At 50.5% G+C, this 17,302-nt stretch carries 12 protein-coding genes; 2 read left to right on the forward strand and 10 right to left on the reverse strand.

What is annotated here, in order from left to right; genetic code table 11:
- Nucleotides 1-73: 73 nt before the first annotated feature.
- On the forward strand, nt 74-1,486 hold the full coding sequence (locus tag CEE69_RS13030; RefSeq protein WP_099261077.1) for a hypothetical protein: 1,413 nt from the start codon (nt 74-76) through the stop codon (nt 1,484-1,486).
- 367 nt (nt 1,487-1,853) lie between these two features.
- On the opposite strand, the gene CEE69_RS13035 is transcribed toward CEE69_RS13030, so the two are convergent.
- From CEE69_RS13035 to CEE69_RS13045, 3 genes are read right to left on the reverse strand one after another with little or no spacing between them, the layout of a single operon-like run.
- Nucleotides 1,854-2,321, reverse strand: coding sequence for a macro domain-containing protein (locus tag CEE69_RS13035; protein ID WP_099261250.1), 468 nt, complete (start codon nt 2,319-2,321; stop codon nt 1,854-1,856).
- A complete protein-coding gene (locus CEE69_RS13040; RefSeq protein WP_099261078.1) occupies nt 2,318-2,797 on the reverse strand; it encodes a DinB family protein in 480 nt (159 codons plus the stop codon). The genes CEE69_RS13035 and CEE69_RS13040 overlap by 4 nt, the downstream gene beginning before the upstream one ends.
- A gap of 9 nt (nt 2,798-2,806) precedes the next feature.
- Nucleotides 2,807-3,616 carry an MBL fold metallo-hydrolase gene (locus CEE69_RS13045; RefSeq protein ID WP_099261079.1) on the reverse strand — a complete coding sequence of 270 codons (810 nt, stop codon included), beginning with the start codon at nt 3,614-3,616 and terminating at the stop codon, nt 2,807-2,809.
- Nucleotides 3,617-3,876: 260 nt separating this feature from the next.
- Between CEE69_RS13045 and CEE69_RS13050 the strand changes: the two genes are divergently transcribed.
- Nucleotides 3,877-4,329, forward strand: a complete 453-nt coding sequence (locus CEE69_RS13050; protein ID WP_199169863.1) for an NADAR family protein — start codon at nt 3,877-3,879, stop codon at nt 4,327-4,329.
- 57 nt (nt 4,330-4,386) lie between these two features.
- On the opposite strand, the gene CEE69_RS13055 is transcribed toward CEE69_RS13050, so the two are convergent.
- The 7 genes from CEE69_RS13055 to CEE69_RS13085 form a co-directional block, all read right to left on the reverse strand.
- On the reverse strand, nt 4,387-5,475 hold the full coding sequence (locus CEE69_RS13055; protein WP_158231016.1) for a toll/interleukin-1 receptor domain-containing protein: 1,089 nt from the start codon (nt 5,473-5,475) through the stop codon (nt 4,387-4,389).
- 7 nt (nt 5,476-5,482) lie between these two features.
- Complete coding sequence (locus CEE69_RS13060) at nt 5,483-6,418, reverse strand: restriction endonuclease (RefSeq protein ID WP_099261251.1); 936 nt, start codon at nt 6,416-6,418, stop codon at nt 5,483-5,485.
- Nucleotides 6,419-6,448: 30 nt separating this feature from the next.
- Complete coding sequence (locus CEE69_RS13065) at nt 6,449-9,823, reverse strand: helicase-related protein (RefSeq protein ID WP_099261082.1); 3,375 nt, start codon at nt 9,821-9,823, stop codon at nt 6,449-6,451.
- Nucleotides 9,820-11,655 carry a phospholipase D-like domain-containing protein gene (locus tag CEE69_RS13070; RefSeq protein ID WP_099261083.1) on the reverse strand — a complete coding sequence of 612 codons (1,836 nt, stop codon included), beginning with the start codon at nt 11,653-11,655 and terminating at the stop codon, nt 9,820-9,822. Before CEE69_RS13070 ends, CEE69_RS13065 begins: the two co-directional genes overlap by 4 nt.
- A complete protein-coding gene (locus tag CEE69_RS13075) occupies nt 11,648-12,910 on the reverse strand; it encodes a DUF6361 family protein (protein WP_099261084.1) in 1,263 nt (420 codons plus the stop codon). Before CEE69_RS13075 ends, CEE69_RS13070 begins: the two co-directional genes overlap by 8 nt.
- 2 nt (nt 12,911-12,912) lie before the next feature.
- Nucleotides 12,913-14,412: a restriction endonuclease gene (locus tag CEE69_RS13080; RefSeq protein WP_099261085.1), complete on the reverse strand. Its 1,500-nt coding sequence runs from the start codon at nt 14,410-14,412 to the stop codon at nt 12,913-12,915.
- 65 nt (nt 14,413-14,477) lie between these two features.
- The gene (locus CEE69_RS13085; protein ID WP_099261086.1) at nt 14,478-17,282 is read right to left on the reverse strand and encodes a TrlF family AAA-like ATPase; all 2,805 of its coding nucleotides are present in this window, start codon (nt 17,280-17,282) and stop codon (nt 14,478-14,480) included.
- Nucleotides 17,283-17,302 lie beyond the last annotated feature (20 nt).

Raw genomic sequence — 17,302 nt, forward strand, 5'->3', positions numbered from 1 at the left:
GCCATTCAAATCCCATTGGCGATCACGGTGCGTTGCTGCGTTGATGATGCGCCGATAAGAGCAGGTGGATTCAATGAAGACTAAGAAAGACGCATCCAATCAAAACTGGTGGTGGATCGCCATCAACGGTGCATCCTGTGCAGCCTCTCCAGTGGACTCAAAGCATGTCCCTACGGTCGTTCCGACGCCAGCGCAATTGATCGGATACCGCACCCAATATGAGCAACTGGCGGCGCAACGCTTGATCTTGCAGGCACCGGAGGAAAAGGTCAAAAGATATCTGGAGTCGCTACCACGTCGCATTCAATCAGGTGAGGTTCAATACGTTCGCCCTGACGACCCAGAGCCACCGACCCACGGGCAAACCCAGTGGATTCTCTCAGGAGGATCAAGTGTCCAAAAGGATCTTCCACCGCAACTCCAGAACTCCACAACAACTCCGACGTTACTAAGTCTTATTCCGAGGGAATTCATTGAGCCACTTAAGAAACTAGGGAACACGGACTGGCTGAACATTGTGACTGAGCCTCACGGCCACCGGCTAGAGCTTGACGAGAGCGTTTTGCGCACACTGGAGGAGCATCCTCGCTTTTGCGATGTAATCTTGCGTCTGGCCGAGTCAATGCCAATGGAATTGCTTCAGCTCCTTGCACATTCAAAGATACTTGCGACCGGCCCAAAAATCGTGCAGCCGACGCCTGAGCAGTGCGAAGCGTTGGCTCATGTAGACCTCAACCTAGATTTTCGAGAATACGAACAGCCATTTCCAGCGTTCGTCGTTGAGTTGCCAATAGAGATTCAGCGTCAGTTGACGAGAGATTATTCTGTTCCCTGCCCACGTTTTGCGATCCCTTATCATGACAGGGCAAGTCACTTTTTAACGGTGCTGTGCGATCACGGACGGAGAGAATCCAATGAAGGGATATGCACCGTTTTCTCAAAGCATTCGCTCGACGAAACGATGGAGTCCACGCTCCAGAAACACTCGGGAGAAGCTGGCAGAGACTATGAGCAGGCGATAACGATTGAACGAATTGCATTGAACCTATCACTCCTCCTCACTCGCTACGGCTTCCAAGAGAACGGCCCGCTCGACAAAAAAGCCTTCTTGAAGCAATCGAGGTTGGCAAAAAGTAAGTCACAACGAAAGCAACAGCGGGCAAACCTGCTTCTAAATTCCAGCTTCCAATCGGTAGCACTCAGTCAGAATGTTCAGCTTGTGAACAAAGCCGAAACCACCGCACCAATTGTCGGGAGCGAAGGCTCGCTGAAGGCACCTCATTGGAGGCGTGGTCACTTCCGCAGGGTACGAGTAGGTGCTGGCCGACTTGAGACACGACTTGTGTTCGTCAGGCCGTCATTCATCAACGCTCAAAACTTTGGGGGCGATTTCGCCGACACAGAGTACCGGATTCGGACTGACAAAGCTGTGCTGACAGATGCAAGTCACGACCATATCAGCATTTCAAATGAGGTTGAAGTATGACGAGTCCAATTGAACAGGGTCTCGAAGCCGAAATGGAGTTGCGACGACGGCTGTTACGACACCTAATCGCAAACTGGGACGAAGCCCTCATCCATACGGCAACAGATGGATTCCAAGATTTACTTTTTGACGCTCACGATGGAATGCTGGAGGCTTTGCTTCAGCCACTTGTCGAATGGCCGGACTTCTGGCCGCAACGCATGGCGGCAGAAGTCTTGGGACTGGACCTCGATGAGGAATACGACACCCGAGAGCTGTTGGATCTGTTCGATAGGCGGACTGAAGTATCAGGCCCAGAGGCATCGTCGGAGTCAAGTTGGAAAGAAGCGGGATTTCGATTTACACCGATCTGTTTTGCTTCTTTTGTTCAGCGACTTCTGAACTCAACGACAACTATTTCCAACGACGATTCCAACTTTTGTAATTCGCCAATCATGATCTCTTTCGCCTTCTCCTGATCGAAGCTACCTGAACCGGCTCCAATCAGCGGAAAGGCGATGGATTGGAAGCCGTTTTCTTCGGCGACCTTTGTTGCATTGCGAACAGAACTGCGAATCGACCGTTCTGACGCTCGCCAGAGCATATTGATCCCGGCGACATGGATGATTCCTTTGAACGGGAGCTTCGCTGCTGACGTGAGCACTGCTGATCCAAGGGGCATCGGGCCGTGTTTGGCGATTTCCTTGAATGGACCAGTGCCGCCACGTTTCTTGATCGCACCTGAGACACCTTGGGGAAGTAGCAGCCACCACGGGATGATGTTGCGATTCCAGGCATTGACGATCACATCAACGTCTTGGTCAAGCAGATCGCATTGAACAACGGTGCAATTCATCGCTCGTCCCATACGCCCAAGCATCGACGTAGAAAAACAAGCTGCCCCAGATGATAAGCGTTATGGTCGGCAACGAGCAATGCCTCCCGCAAGATGGTTTGGCCGTCACCATGGCGGATAGGTGCAAAGAGATCCGTGTCTGGATTGGCAACCAGATCGATCATTGCTTGCAAGTCATCACGAAAATGCTGCACGCTTTGATCCCACGATGCTGAATCGGATGGGGCGTCTTCCTTCGGCCAGTAACCGTCTGGGAATTCGGGTGAAACGTGATCTGAATTGCGACAGAATTCCAGAATGTCCCACTGACAAATTCGCATATGCTCCAGCAAACGCCATGGCGTGTGAGGAACGCCGTCAACCTTTGCTCCTCGCAACTCTTCTGGCAGATCGGCAATTGCTTGCTCGAAATGAAGATGGGCACCGCCACCCTTGAGCAGATCAAGGACATGTTCTCGAACAGATTGATCAGACATCGTTTCTACTCAAATCTCTTGGATCGCACGAATGTATCGGTCAGCCGACCGCTTCACCGCTGACTTGGCGTCAGTGCCGACCACCTTACCCCACCAAGCTCCGTAGATGCGGTCGAACTCGAACGGCTCAATGGCATCAACGATCTGGCGAACGGTCGAGACCGGAAGGGGAATCAGGTTTGGATAGGAGTACATGAAACTGACCCAACGACGGTCCTGAACGACTTGCAAGATATCGCCGCTCAGAATGACGCCTTTGTCGTCAGCGCCATCAGGCCAGTACATCACGGTTCCGCCGTCGAAGTGACCTCCGCAGCGGATCAGGGTCAGACCAAAGCCGATCTCTTTGGTTTCACCTTTCCAGAATTCGATGGCCGGATCTGGCCGCATCACCCACTGACGGTCGGCGGCGTGAAGGTAGATCGGACAGTCAAAGGCTCGACTCCACTCCACCATGCTGGTGTAATAGTGAGGGTGACTGATGGCGATTGCTGAGATCCCGCCAATCCCCTGGATCATCTCGACTAAACTGTCGTCGATCAGGGCAATGCAGTCCCAGAGGACGTTTCCTTCCGGGTGCGTGACAAGCAACGCACGTTGCCCGATGGCGAATGATGGCTCCATTCCAATCCCGTACAGACCGAGTTCTTCGAGCCTGACGACGCTTCGATTGGTCTGCCTCAATCCGTCGAGAGTCGTCCACTGCTGGCCACTCCAATCGACGTACTGCCGTTCGTCAGTGCAAATATTGCATTCTTCGGGTGGTTGATCGGTCTTGGCGAATTGAGTGGCACAGGTTGAACAAATGAAGTTTGGCATGGCGACTCCTTCAGGACCAATTCTATGCGCCCCACGACGGACCCAGTAAAATGTACCGAGAAGCTTCGAAGACGATCAAAATCCGATAATAGATCATACGTCAACGTGCAAACACGCCCATACCTCCGAAGGATTTGCGCAAGCAGAAAGCCACGGTCAAACAGCGACCCCAAGAATGAGGTGAGGCTGCATTTAGGGTAGCTGCTGATCACCTCCTCGAACCGTAACCGATGTAGAAATCCTTCGACATGGAGCCATCAATGTCAGAGTCCACCGACGAGAAAATCGCCGACATCGAGCGTTACGTTAACGAGCGCCAGCTTGCGATTGCCGGGTTTCTTGCGAAAGAATTCGAAAACGATGGCAGCGAGAGCCCATTGAAGCAATCTGGGTACGCAATTCTGGCAATTGTCGTGCCTTACTTTGAGATGTACCAGCAGTTCAAGACTGCCACAGAAAGTGTAGGCGGAAAGAGTGGGAATATGTTTGACGAAGGATTCGAAGCTGTCGTCGCCAAGTTCATTCAGAACAGTCACCTTCTTGAGTTTCTGTTGGGGACTGGTGATGCCGTGCTGGTTGAAGCAAGTCCGTATGACCGAATTTGGGGCATCGGATTGAAGGCCGATGATGAGAGGGCAAAAGATCCGGTAACTTGGCAAGGGCAGAACTTGCTTGGGTTTGCGTTGATGGATGTTCGTGAAGAGTTAGCTTAATTGATCTTCAGCAATTTGATCTGCTGCCTCCGAAGCGAATTGGATAACTTTCCGATGCTACAGGTCGAATTGTGTTTCCCAAAATCGTTTTGATGCAAACTTTAGTTGGTGCCCATATTTTTCAGCGTACTGCTCAAAAAATCGGTCATCGACTTCATGAGATCCGATTTGTCCTTCCGCAAACTCTGCAGCCTTGTTAACCGCACTAATGCAGAACGACACGGTTGGGTCTTCTCGATTCAACAATATTTCGCCATTCGAGTCGATCTCTAAGAAGTCTTCTTGCTCGGCCTCTCTGACGGAATCACCGGACGTGCGGTCTCCCCAAGAGTCAGGAACTCGGTATTCCCTATTCGTAAGTTCGTGATAGGCTACTTCCCTAACGATCAATGGGAGTTTATTCAGACAAGACTTGGCCTCTTGGCATAATATTGCAAATGTGTCCCAATCGTCTGACTCTTCAATTTCGAATTCAGCGACTTCTTCCGCATCCTTGAGCTTCTTGACGGCTTCTAGCTGCCGCTTCAGATCATCAAGTTGATCATATGCCTGAGTAAGCTCGTTCACACCGTCTTCATACTGCGATTGAAGTTCTTCGTACCGAGCGGAATCGACCATTTTCGGATTTGGTAGTTCATCAAGAAGCATTGGGAGTTTTTCTATAAACTGGCGTTTCTTCGCTTCCCATCTTGCGGTTTTTTGTTCGAGACCCAACGTCACTACAAGTTCATCACGAATCTCGGACAAATCTGAGTTTTCTGCGATTCGTCTTCCTTGGACGCCGCTGAGGACCGCTTTCATGTCATGAAAATCGGATGGGGGAATCAAAATAGGTATGACGGCGTGAGCCAAGATCCAAGCCGCACCCAACTCGCAAAGACAAAACTGACTGGCGAAATAGTTAGGCGACAGCATCAGTATTACTACTTTGGGCGACTCAATTTCGGTGCGGATGTAATCCTTGAAGTTCTTTCCCGATGGAATGCCCATTCCATCTAAGGAGCTACAGAAAATGCGGTCTGCTCTGAGTCCTAGTCCCGTTTCAAGCAAATCAACGAAGGCATCGACCAACAGTTCGTCTGCTGCCGCATGGCTAACAAAGACTTCCTTTGTCGATGCTTTTATCTTTCTTGATGCTTTAGCCATCGTTTGTTTATCCCTCATCCTCATCGAAGAAGTCGTTTGAGACCTCTTTCAGTTCATAGATTTTCGTTTTGCTGATGCCAACATTATGTTCGATCATGAAATCTGCGAGCTTTGGGCCATCGATCAAGACAATCTTTTTCCCGACGATCCGATCAACAAACTCATTGGCATCTTTGCTGAACTGTGAGGTTGTGATGATCACCCCCTTGTTCGCCTGAACGAAATCCATACTCCCAACAAACTGCTGGACAATGGGCCTACCCACGCTTAGATCCGAATACCGTTTTGCTTGGATGCAGACAACATCAAGTCCTAACTTGTCTTCTTTGATAATTCCGTCGATCCCGCCGTCGCCACTCTTGCCTGTTACAGAACCATCGCCTGTTACACCACCGTAGCCCATTGCTCTCAAAAGTAGCACGACAACACGCTCAAAAAACGCAGGGCTACAAGTCTTCAATTTGGTTAGAAGTTCTTCGGCAGTCGCCTTATGGAGTGCCTCAAACGACGACTCGATGAGCTCCAGCGGAGTCTTTGTGTTTTCGGCTTCACCTTCGTCAGCATCATCTGAAGTATCCACTGTGTCATCATCTGATTTCTTGGCACCGATGAATTTCAAGTACGAAGGAAACTGTTTCAAAACCTTACAGTTGATGATTGTGGGTTTTTGATTCAATATTCTAAGGCCAGCATCCGCTATGTTTACCTTTCCTCGACTTGGATTGAGGATCAAGCCTGCGTTTTTCAAATGCGTCTTTGCCCAAGCGACTCTGTTTGTAAAGATCGCTTGCTGTCCGCTCGGGAGCAATTGATGGCGTTCTGCTTCTGAAAGTTTGAAATGAACGGCAAGTTGTTCCGTCAACTCTTTTGTTGTCCACGTTTTTTCATCGCTGAGAACTTGCATGAACGGGAGCATGATCGATTGGAAATCTGGAATTGCCATTACTTGAACCTGCATTCTCTTTGGACTTCATTATTGATTCGGTACGACTTGAGCCTCATGCTCGGCTAAGTAGCTGATCGGACTCAAAACGATCATCAGCTTGTCACGAATCTCCGTGATGCGTGACTCGGATATATTTGTCAGTAGATGCTCAACAAGTTCAGCTTGGCGGGGTTGGCCAAAGGCAAGGCGGTAGAGGGCCAAGGTTTTTAGGAGTGTGGACAACTTGGCTCGGTCTCGACTGAACGGGTAGAAAGGAATGATCCGCTCGATTTGGAAGTGATCGGCTTCCACATGCCAGAATGGAATCAACTCACATTTTCCTGTTTCCTTGCGCTCATGATCGTCCGCAAGTTCGAACAACGCATCCCATACTCGAAAATCTTTCAGCAACCCTTCGGTCAAGAGGCCGCCGTATTTGGCGGCGATTTGCTGACGTATCACCAGTCCCTTGAAACGGTTGATGCGACCCTCACGCTGCTCCAAGTCGATTGGGTTTGTTGGCAAATTCCAGTGAACGATCTTGCGGCAATAGGCGTGGAAGTCGAGTCCCTCCTGACCGATTGAGGTCGTCGCCAACACGAATGGACGGAACGGCGAATTGAAGTTCTGGCGAATCCCCCTGATTCGCTTTTTCCCATCGTCTGTTTCGACCCTTTGGTTGCCCAGATCCACGGCATAGTGGCAACGCATGTTTCGACGCTTGCCATTGAGGAAGCTCTTGAGATCATCCACTTTGATCGAGGCGGTTCCAAGATTCATGGAATCAACAAGTCGGTGAAAAAGATCCCAGATTGTCGGGCAGTCTGCCTTCAGCACATGAAAGAACTCGTCCAAAACTGATTGCAGGCCACCATCCACGCAATATTCAAGGACTCGTCGCCAGTAGACCGCCCGGTTGGTACTCAATCGAACCGCTGCAATGGATTCGGGCTTGTTGAATAGACTCAGGAACTCGTTAGCGATGTCGAAAGCGAACAGCGTTCGGAAGTAGTATTCGTCTCCGAAGTTCCGGGACACGCCTCGCAGCGCCGTGATCGCTGGACTTGCAATCGCCATGTCCGCAAGCACCTGAGATAGATCGGATGGCAAAGGGCCAAGACCAGCTTCAAGCGGATTTTCAAAGCACTGTGTAAACTCCTCAAAGTGCTTTTCCTTGGAGCTACTTTCTTCCTTCTGCTGGCTGTCTTCTTTTTTCGAACCGAAGAACAATGAATCGTCGGTCTCGTAGACGCCCTTTAGCCACTCCTTGAGATCTTTATTGATCGACGGAGTTCGACGATCAAGCAATAGCGGAGCCGCCCAATACCATCGGTCAGATTCACCGGTCGTGTTCCCGAATCGCTTGAGTTCTGCATCCTCGATCAACTGATCTATTTTGGCTGCGATCTCATTCCGAATTTCGTTCAGTGATCGGTTCTCAAGCAACTCCGCATCAGGATCAAACAAACCAGCCAAGGTTTGCGAGGGATAAAGCAATGCGAAGTTCGACAGGTTGTTCGCCGATTCGCCAGCATCGGATTTCTTCTGTGAGAATACCAATTGTGGAATCGGATGCCGTCGCTCATTCTTCGCATGGAAATATTTTCGGTCTCGTTGCTCTTGGGCGTCTATCGACTCTTCGTTACCGATAGTCCGCCTCTCGATCTCGTAGGAGATCAGCGACGACAGCATTCGGGGAACCATCAACCATGCGGAGAAAATAAGCGTCTTCGAGAACCCAACAGAATCAGCAAACACGCCTTCAAGCGGATAGCAAGGTAAGCTCGGTGGAACCCACAGCAATTGCTCACCATTCCTGCCGAGCACCTCCTCAAGTACCTGACTGAGTTTGGCATTGTTAGCGATGGAGCCGTTTCCGTTGAACTCCAATGCGTAGCGATTCACGTTCCGGTGATTGATCCATGCTGCGGGATTGGCTCGCAACTGAGTTCGAACCTCTGGCTCCTGCTTTCTCGCTCGAATCTGATGCTTCAACTTGTAATCATCGAGAAAGGAGAGTGGGAACGGTGCTGATTTACAAAACTCGACCGGTGCATGTAGCGGCTGAATGGCTCGATCCTCTGTTTCGTTGAGGTAGCGGACGACATTATCGGTAGCAATGAAGTTCTGAATATCACCTGCCGAAACCTGCAAGGGATGCGACTGCCACTTGTCCACGGTCATCGCATTGAAGTCATCCGATACGCTGAGCCGTTCAGTTCGACATATCACTCGTCGCAGGACGTTCTGTACTGAGTCTCGGTGGCTCGTGTCGATCTCTCCTGTCTTGGCCCCCAATTCAAGCAACTGTTTGAACAACGCTTGTCGGTGTTCCTCGTAGTCATCCAAAGCAGTTTCATCGCCGTCGAACAAGAACCCAAGGATCGTGCGGAATTCCTTGTAGTGTTCTTCGCCGCTCTCCCAAGGAGAATCACCCGTGTAGGCTTTGAAGGGAGTCGCAGACAGCAAAAGAATCCGGGCTTCAGCTTTGCCAAAAATTCGCCGAGCGATATCGGCGGCGTCAGACTCACTTTCACGATTTACAAGCTCTTTGAATCGCTGGAACTCATCGAGAATGTAAATGTCGGCATCGATGTAATCGACACAGACTTCGGACAAAGCGTCCTTCAGTTCTTGAACAAGATGATCAGAACCCTCACGGTACTGGCCCAAGTTCTTCAATGTCAAAAGCTTGGAGAATTCAACAACGGCATCGTAAAGAGAAATGGATCTGAAGATGCCGAGATGCTCGAACAGCGGGCACTCGACATACTTCAACACCCGATTCTTGATTGCTTTAAGAAAACGCTCGTGGCAACAAGGTCGGAGAGCGTAACCACACGGTTTGTCTCGTTCGGAATCAAGCTCATCAAACCAAACACTAGCGGCTTTCTGGACACTTGCACGCAGCATTGCAGACAACGGTTTGCCACATTGACCGAGTTGATCGTCTTGCATCAAAAGAGAATACAAAATTCTCCGTTCGCCTTGCTGCCCCGTGCTGCTTCCTTTATTAAAGGACGTTCCCGGTGTCAGCGTGTTGAGTCGAAGAACGCCTTCTTCACCGCCTTCGGGCTCAAATGCCAAGTAGGTTAGTCTGCTGGCGAAACGATCATGTGACCGCTGATCAGGGAAGATGTCCAACTTGCCAACATTTTCATGAGCGATGATCTGATTTGAGCAGATGTACGTCACCTTGAGTGGTGTGTCATCACCAGCCTCAATCTTCTCTTTGATTCGTTGAGCAATCACTCCCTTGGCAACGATGGTCTTTCCAAGGCCGACCTCATCAGCAACCAGCATCCGCTGCTGCCCGTTCTTGAAGAGATTGTCGTAGACAACTTTGACGGTGGCACGCTGAAAATCCTTCAATGAATCAATACTTCGTTTGACGAATTCGTCAGCAGGAGTCGGCGTGTTCATCGCTTCCTCCGTGATGACTGAGGAACGATCTGCTTAAACGCCGCCCAGAACTCCAAGAACTCATGCGGAATGACGTTGCTGTCGGACTCTTCTCCCTCCTCCTTACGAAGCTGCTGAAGCACTTCATCTATTGCCTGCAAACGCTGAGGAGAACGAGACGCTGCCAGCAACAGTTGCTCAAAGATCGGGATGGAAGTGTCCCAGACACTCTCGCCGTCGCTGTTTGTATTTCCCCCGTCATCACCGGGATCTGCGCCAACCGGATCTTTGTTCAGGTCGTCTGCCAACAAAAACCGCAGGTACTCGAAAAAGCGATCTCGACTGTTGATGATGCTCTTCAATATTCGGCTGACTCGGCTTTCAGGAATCCCATCGATCTCAACTTTCATCAAGAAGGCCCTCAATCGTTCAGAGCCCTGCCAAATTTCAAACCGCAGGAATCGACTGAGATTACTTTCGTTAATGTTTCCGAAGACGAGTTTGCTGATACGTCCGGGACTCAGTTCCTCGGGACCAATCCCATCCGAGTTGAAGGGAGATAGTCTGACCGATAGACCCGGCCACTTTCGAGAGCCCGGATCAAGGACCAAATGAAGGTCGTAGTTGGCCTCATTCTCGGACGGCCTGACTTCTGCGGTGTTGATTTCCAAATGTTTCAGGAGATCAAACTCCAAGAGCCGAAGTTTCTCTTCGAGCTTCTTGATCTCGGTGTCGTCAACAGGCTCGTCAGGTGGTTCGTATTGTTGGAAAATTCCGCCTTGCTCGTCCTTGCCCAGCAACTCGTCTTTCAGTTGATCAAGCTGTACCGCTGCGCCCGTGCCACGAAGCTCCAGAATGAACTCGATGTTTCGTTCAAGAGCAGCTTTCGTTGCGTTCGCCGAGCCAAGGAACCACTGGTTGCGGCTTGATTCTCCTTGATACACATACAGCTTGGCATGGAGGTTTTGCTCCAATTGTTCGCCTTCGCCGTCTTCCCCTTGCTCAACACTTTCTCCGTCAACGATCAAATCCGAAATGCAAAACGCCCGGACATCTTCCAGAGTCTCTGGCTTGAGTCGTCTGAGTTCTTCCCGGCATCCGAAAAGCAACAACTCGTCGGACACGTTCTCCCAAAGGGTATGAATCGCTTCGTCGTGAACGAATGGGCTAATGCAAAGGGCACGACTTCCGGTTTGCGTAGTAATCGGGTTCTCGTAGCCATTGACGCCAACCGGATGAAAAAAGAAATTCTGATTGAATCCATTTGGCGTCTTGAACTGGACCTTTCGCAGATCAGCGACAAACTTGCGGTCACCGTCGAACCCTTCGTAGGAGATCAGATGCTTGACGAAGGAAACTAAAGGCGCATTCTTGCTTTGTCGCTCTTCGGTCACTTCACCATCGAGGTGCGCAGCAATGTCCCAGCTTCGGTCGTAAGTCAAATTGCGACTGAGAACGATCACCCGGTACATCGTGGGTTCGTGATCGTGTTCGTAACGAAGCACCCAGACCTTCGGGTGAAAGGCGGTGTAGGCGTCATCAGGCAGAATTCCAACCACACAAGGCTCAAGCAGTCCGTAGAGACGATTGTGCTTTCGGGGAACGTGGATCTTGCCTCGCTGATGGTAGATCCGCAGCACATCGGGACACCGCTGAATAGCTTCGAGAAGTTGTACTCGCTCCGCATCGAAGTTTCCTTCAAGCGTTTGCGAAAAGAATAGTGCAACCGGAATCGAGAGCAGCGTGTTCAGGTCCAGTGTGTATGTGGCTGCAACGGCCTTGGCGAGACGGTAGCCGGGCGGCGGGATCAGCATCGCACCGTAATCCAGTCGGTGCTTTTTAATGTCAAGCATCGTCGCCCTCCGATGCTGTCAGGCCCCGATGTATGTCACTGATAATCGTCCTTGCCTGACTCAATCGATAGTTTAGGTCAGCGATGCCGACCCATTTCCCAACGCTCTCTTCGGCGGTTGGATTCAAACGAGCACGGGACTTTTTGTTGAACCGCTCTTGACGAGTCACAAGCTCATCCAGTGTGGCAACTGGCTGATCGTCACGAATGCCTTCGATCCATGACTCCACGAAGCGGATCGTATGCTCCCGCACTCGGCGATGGTGATGTTTGGCTAACTCCCACAAGAATCCGGTATCCCAACGGTCCCAGTCGAAAGAAGCCAATTCAGCCTTCCATTCGTCCCATTCACCTTCAAATTCTTCCCGCAAAGCGCTCGTTCCATGCCGCCCTTGCAGCAGGCAGTTGTAACGGATGTGAGCGCCACACATGAGTTGCCAAAAGTCCCGTGCAGCGGCAATGATCATCTGAAGGTCGCCGGGGAATTGACTGAGAAACGGAGCTTCGTCCGCCAGTGTCGTGAAATTCCAGTCGTTCGGAAGATCGAGGAACTGTTTTCGCACGTCGCTGTCCAGCAGAATTTGCCCCAGCAGACACATCGGTACACGAGCTTCGATTTGTCTCGAAAGAAATGATGCCTCTTCTTGCGACAAGTGGACCGTCAGATTCTCGATCCAGTCCTCGTCGTAGGCGGGGCCGTTGATTGTTGCGTTCGCCTGTTCGGTGGCGTCAGGGTCATCGCCTTTGGTTTTGTCGGTTCCCTGTACCAAGTCCAGTAGAGGTTGATCCGGGTTGGCGAACTTGCGACTGAAAACCTGAAGCGACAGGTTGGTCTTGATCAATCCAAATTGCCGGATTCCCGTCCAGTAGGCGGACGAAGGTTTCCGCTGAACCTCGCCCTGTTTGTTGGCGAATGATTCACCGATGATCCCATCCTGCGGATCGTCCTGATGATTGCCGACCATTGCTTCCATGCAGAGGTTTTCGTGCTCATTCAGATAGTCTGCTAACTTCCGACGCCGCCTCTTGTGGGCCGGAAGTCTTTCGTAATCCTTGAAGATCCGGGGAACGGTCAGGAAGTATTTGGCCCGTGTCTGGATCGTGGAAACGCCGGGGAAGAGAGAGTCCGAAAAGGAATCTCGGACTACGCCGATTCCAAGTTCATCAATCACACCGGGAGTGGAGAGCAGGTCGATAACCGACTTGACCTTATCACGATGTTCTGATGAAAAATCGACCCATCCAATTGCTGACACGCTTAGCCTCTAGTTTCCAATTCACTGACACTTGCATCCGAAATTGGTGAAGAGCCTTGCGGTTCACTGCCATCGTCATTCTTCATCGCTTGATCCCATGGTTGAGGGGCTGTTTTAAGCAAAGCAATATGTGCCAATCCTCCGCCAAGCGAATCGCCAAGGCGTCCGATGCCAACCCGTTCGACAAACTCTGCCTGCTGCTCAATTCCCTTTTCGCTTTTCAAGATCAGCTTGGTCGAAGTTTCCAACTCACGCATACCTCTATGCTCGTGAAAAAATCCAGCGAGGGATGGGTTGCGAAAGTCTCGCTTCAACGATTCAAGTGCAACTTGATGGAAATAGTCTTGATGAAATCGGTCAATAGATTGATTCGACGTGGCCTGTTGCCTCCCGGTTACGATCATTTGCATCGGATGCAATGACTGAGCAACCGCAGAAGGTGACAACCGGAACAAGGTCAAGATCTCTTCGATCTCCGCTTCCGTGAGATAAAGTTCAGCTTGTATCTTGCATACTTCGTTAATGAAGGCTGGGTTTAGATGACGCTGATAGAACTCCGAATGAAGAACACTTACCGGGAATCGATCCGCAAAAAGAATGCGAAATATCTCAGGTGCGATCAGATCACCATCTTCCATTTTTCGAATCGGTATCGAGCATTTACCATCATCATCGGTCTTCAAATGTCCCTCATCGATGAGCTTCTGTGCTGCGTCCTTCAACTCGGATGATGAAAAGTCATCGATCTGCGAAAAGTCGTCAATTCCATTGATCGAGCCATCGTTCTCGAAGAGCGTTGCAACCACGAAGATTTGCGCCAAAGTCGATCTGTGTCGTGCCTGTGCTTCTTGTTGAATATCGATGTAGGATGAGACATCAAGCTCGGTCTCGACCATCGCTGCGAACCCAGCAGCAAGTGCAGCCTCAATCGCCACACCCTCCGCTGACAGTATTGTGAATTCTCCACCTGAGAAGACGATGATCCAAAACATTTGACCGTTGTGATATGCAGGCTCAAACCTAGATGCCGTGCGATCAGTCAGCGTTCTCGCCCGGCGACTTATTTCAGCCAAAGCGATAAATGGGATTATCTCAGCAATGAGCTTCAGCAATTCGTCGCCGTGCAACAGAGAGATGTTCTTTCTGTGGCCTGACAGTTCGTCGTAATTGCCCTGAACGTGTCCGTTCACGCCCGATAACGAGACGAAACATCCCGCAACTTCCGATTCCGTACACGCCTCTTGGTGGAATACTTTTCCCAAAAACTTGCACCATTGGGTCATGTCCATGACTGATTTGTGGGCTTTGCACTCACAAATCAATTTCTGGTGTCGTGTTGTACCGAGGCCGGGCAATGGCAGTTCGCCTCGGACATCGATCTCGGCACCATTGGCCATCACATTTGTCGTGCAGTTTTCATATCCACGGTGGCGCAAAAGATTCATAGTCAACGTCTCAAGTTGCTTTCCTTTGTCATTCGATGTGGCAGCGAGAATAATCATCAATCAACCTAACCTTCAAAACACTGAGTCGTATTTGGGTTGCCAGAACGGAAACCGGTGACACGTTAGAAACCGTACTTATCCTGCCGCATGAGGAAGGCTGTTTTACCGCCCTCCATGACTTGAGTGATCTCGCTACGAATGTCAGGAATGTCAATCGCACCCTCGCACTTAATTTTGCCACCGGACTGATCACTGGTTGTGCGATAATCACAACACACAACCAGATCTGCATCTCCGTTGACGACCACGTTGGCGTTATGGCTTGAGAAAATGATTTGTCGGTTCTTCTTTGCTGCCCAAATCTCCTCGACGATTTCAAGGATCACTTGATTGTCGAGATCGTCTTCCGGCTGGTCTATAACCAGTGGTGGTCCAACTTGATTGAGAAGAACACGAAGCAGTGCGGTTGCTTGTTGTCCAGCGGAAGCGTCAACAAACGGAACGTACTCACCCTCTCGAACTCGATACTGAAACGTCGGCGTGTCCTCCAACTCAAGCAACGACAAATCAAGCCAGTTGTCGGTTGTTAGCTTTTTCGCAACTTTCTCAATATCGGAGTTGCTGAAGCCTGCCGCAGAAAGTGTGGGACAAGCGGGAATATCTGGATCGGAAGCATCATCAAAATCAATTTCAGACAGCAATTGGAGATCATGCAGCACCGCCTGCCACTGGCCCGGACAATCTTCAGCTTCCGAGACTGCACTACAGAGGTCTTCGAGTTTCTTGGCCTGCGTGCGAATCCCTGTGCCTTCCAATAGCGTCTGAAGTTTTTCAAGGACGACTTTGACACCACCACCTCGCTTTAACGTGGCAAGAATCATCTCTCCAGAAAGTTCCGTTAGTTCCCGGCATCTTTCGTCAAGCAATTCGGCCTTCTGGCGGAAGAGATCCATCCACTGGCTTCGGGCGGACTCGTATTCGACTTCGGGAGTTCCATGGCTTTCCAAGTCGGTTTTTCGATGAGAAATCGTTTCCTTGAGCGTCTTCAATCGACCCTCAACTGACGAAATTTGCTTTAGCAGAGATTCGTGCTCAACCGCTCGTTCCTTAACCGCCTCGTATTGCTTCTCATGGGCGTCAAACTTAGCTTGCCAGTCTCGCTTAAAGGATGTGTATCGTCTCCAGTCGTCCTCTCCTTCAGCGAACAAATTCTCCGCTTCATCGAGTTTTTGCCTTGCCGATGAGAAGAGACTGGACAAGACAGTGTGTGAATTCGACAAATCATCCTTGTTCGGCATCGCATCCTCATCTCCAATGCTGGACGGCAACGCACTCAATTCGCTTTTTGCAGCGCTTACAACTTGTCGCAGCTTCTCGATATTGCGGCCCCAAGTCTCGAAAGTGCTTTTTTCATTTAGATAGAGTTTGTGATCATCGAGCACCTTTCTGTCATCATCGGATAGCCCCTTCAGCCCTTTCTGAAGTTGACTAAGTTGCTTCTCCAACGATGCCAGTTCGACCTCTTGCCGTGCGATGTCTTGGGAAAGCGACTTTTTCCTTCGTACTTGCGAATAGCTGTTTCGAATTCGAGCAACATGGTCACCGCCGAGACTCTTAATTTCGTTCAAACGACTTCGTATCGGAGACTCAACGAATCGCAGAAGTTCTTCGTTCCTCACACCGACAGCGCTTAACTGCTTTTGACTGTATGCGTGAAGGGGAAGTAGTTCCCTCACATCCTTTTCTCGCACGTCCTTGAAGCCATCATCGCCTACCTTAAGCGATACGTCACCACTTTCAGCTTTGCGCCGCACAATGTGCTTTACGCCGTTAATGCTAAAGTGAACGTCCACCGTTGCGTTGTATGGCTTGAGCGTGTTGTTGATCAGTGTGTTTCTCTTCGTCTGGTAATCCGGCACATCATCAAGATCCGTCACTTTGATCGGTTGGTCGCATAGTCCCCAGCGGACATATTCCAGTAGTGTTGATTTACCAGTACCTCGACCTCCGATGAGGCAATTGAATTGGGCGTTAAAGTAGAGATCAATCGGTCCCATGAACTTGCTGTTCGAGACGTGAAGTGACTCAATCACAAGGGAGGGCAGTTGAGGTGCCTCATGCAGAATGCGAGTAGAACGAGCAAGACACGCTTGCCGAAGTGCCTCAGCCGTAGGCTGAGCCCATTTCACCCATGCGGTATGGTCGCCGAGGACACCGAAGTCATGCTGGCGGTTGTCCGACGTGGGGAAAATGCCGAGAGGCTTGTTGTCGTATTCTGAAACCAATCCATCCAAAATCCGCCGATCACCGACCCCCAGTTGTTTAACAGGTCCATCCAAGTAGCCACCGACACAGGGCATCGACTTATAATGCGCCAGAAACCCTTCACGTTGCAGAGTGTGCTTACCGCCCGAACTTATATTTGGGAGGATGATATAGCGCCTACGAATAAAGTCATGCTCATCGAGCCGTGCATGTAGTTCTCTGAGGTCACGAAAATTGTCGAGTCGTTGTATTTGAGCGTGCTTTATCTCTGCCGCATCATTGGGCGTGATCGTCAATGCGTTGCAAACGGCGGCAAGCAAGTTGACCGGAAAGTCAGCATCGAGAATCAATAGGGCTTGGCAAGGGATGCCCAGTGTTAACTCCATGCCGGGGAACACGGTGATGCGATCTTCCTCCGGTACTGGGGCTCCCGCCTCATCAACTTCATTTCGTGAAGCCTTTCGAATATGCGGAAAGAAGCCAAAATCATGATGGTCAGTAATGGCTACCGCATCCAATCCCTTATCACGACAAGCTTTGATGAAACGCTTGGCATAATCTGACCGTTCCTCTTCGGTCACAGGACGTTCGCCATCCCAATTTAGGTCTCTTGGCGTATGAACCTGAAAGTCGCAGTGCCGGAAGTGTGCCCCTCTGTCCATGTCGTTATGTCTCGTTTAAG

It is taken from the genome of Rhodopirellula bahusiensis, assembly GCF_002727185.1.
Classification (GTDB): Bacteria; Planctomycetota; Planctomycetia; order Pirellulales; family Pirellulaceae; genus Rhodopirellula; species Rhodopirellula bahusiensis.

Coding starts and splice junctions, on each gene's coding strand:
- CEE69_RS13035 (WP_099261250.1), bottom strand. CDS start 2,321: ATGAATTGCACCGTTGTTCAATGCGATCTGCTTGACCAAGACGTTGAT.
- CEE69_RS13070 (WP_099261083.1), bottom strand. CDS start 11,655: ATGCTTGACATTAAAAAGCACCGACTGGATTACGGTGCGATGCTGATC.
- CEE69_RS13080 (WP_099261085.1), bottom strand. CDS start 14,412: ATGATTATTCTCGCTGCCACATCGAATGACAAAGGAAAGCAACTTGAG.
- CEE69_RS13045 (WP_099261079.1), bottom strand. CDS start 3,616: ATGCCAAACTTCATTTGTTCAACCTGTGCCACTCAATTCGCCAAGACC.
- CEE69_RS13040 (WP_099261078.1), bottom strand. CDS start 2,797: ATGTCTGATCAATCTGTTCGAGAACATGTCCTTGATCTGCTCAAGGGT.
- CEE69_RS13065 (WP_099261082.1), bottom strand. CDS start 9,823: ATGAACACGCCGACTCCTGCTGACGAATTCGTCAAACGAAGTATTGAT.
- CEE69_RS13060 (WP_099261251.1), bottom strand. CDS start 6,418: ATGGCAATTCCAGATTTCCAATCGATCATGCTCCCGTTCATGCAAGTT.
- CEE69_RS13050 (WP_199169863.1), top strand. CDS start 3,877: ATGTCAGAGTCCACCGACGAGAAAATCGCCGACATCGAGCGTTACGTT.
- CEE69_RS13085 (WP_099261086.1), bottom strand. CDS start 17,282: ATGGACAGAGGGGCACACTTCCGGCACTGCGACTTTCAGGTTCATACG.
- CEE69_RS13030 (WP_099261077.1), top strand. CDS start 74: ATGAAGACTAAGAAAGACGCATCCAATCAAAACTGGTGGTGGATCGCC.
- CEE69_RS13055 (WP_158231016.1), bottom strand. CDS start 5,475: ATGGCTAAAGCATCAAGAAAGATAAAAGCATCGACAAAGGAAGTCTTT.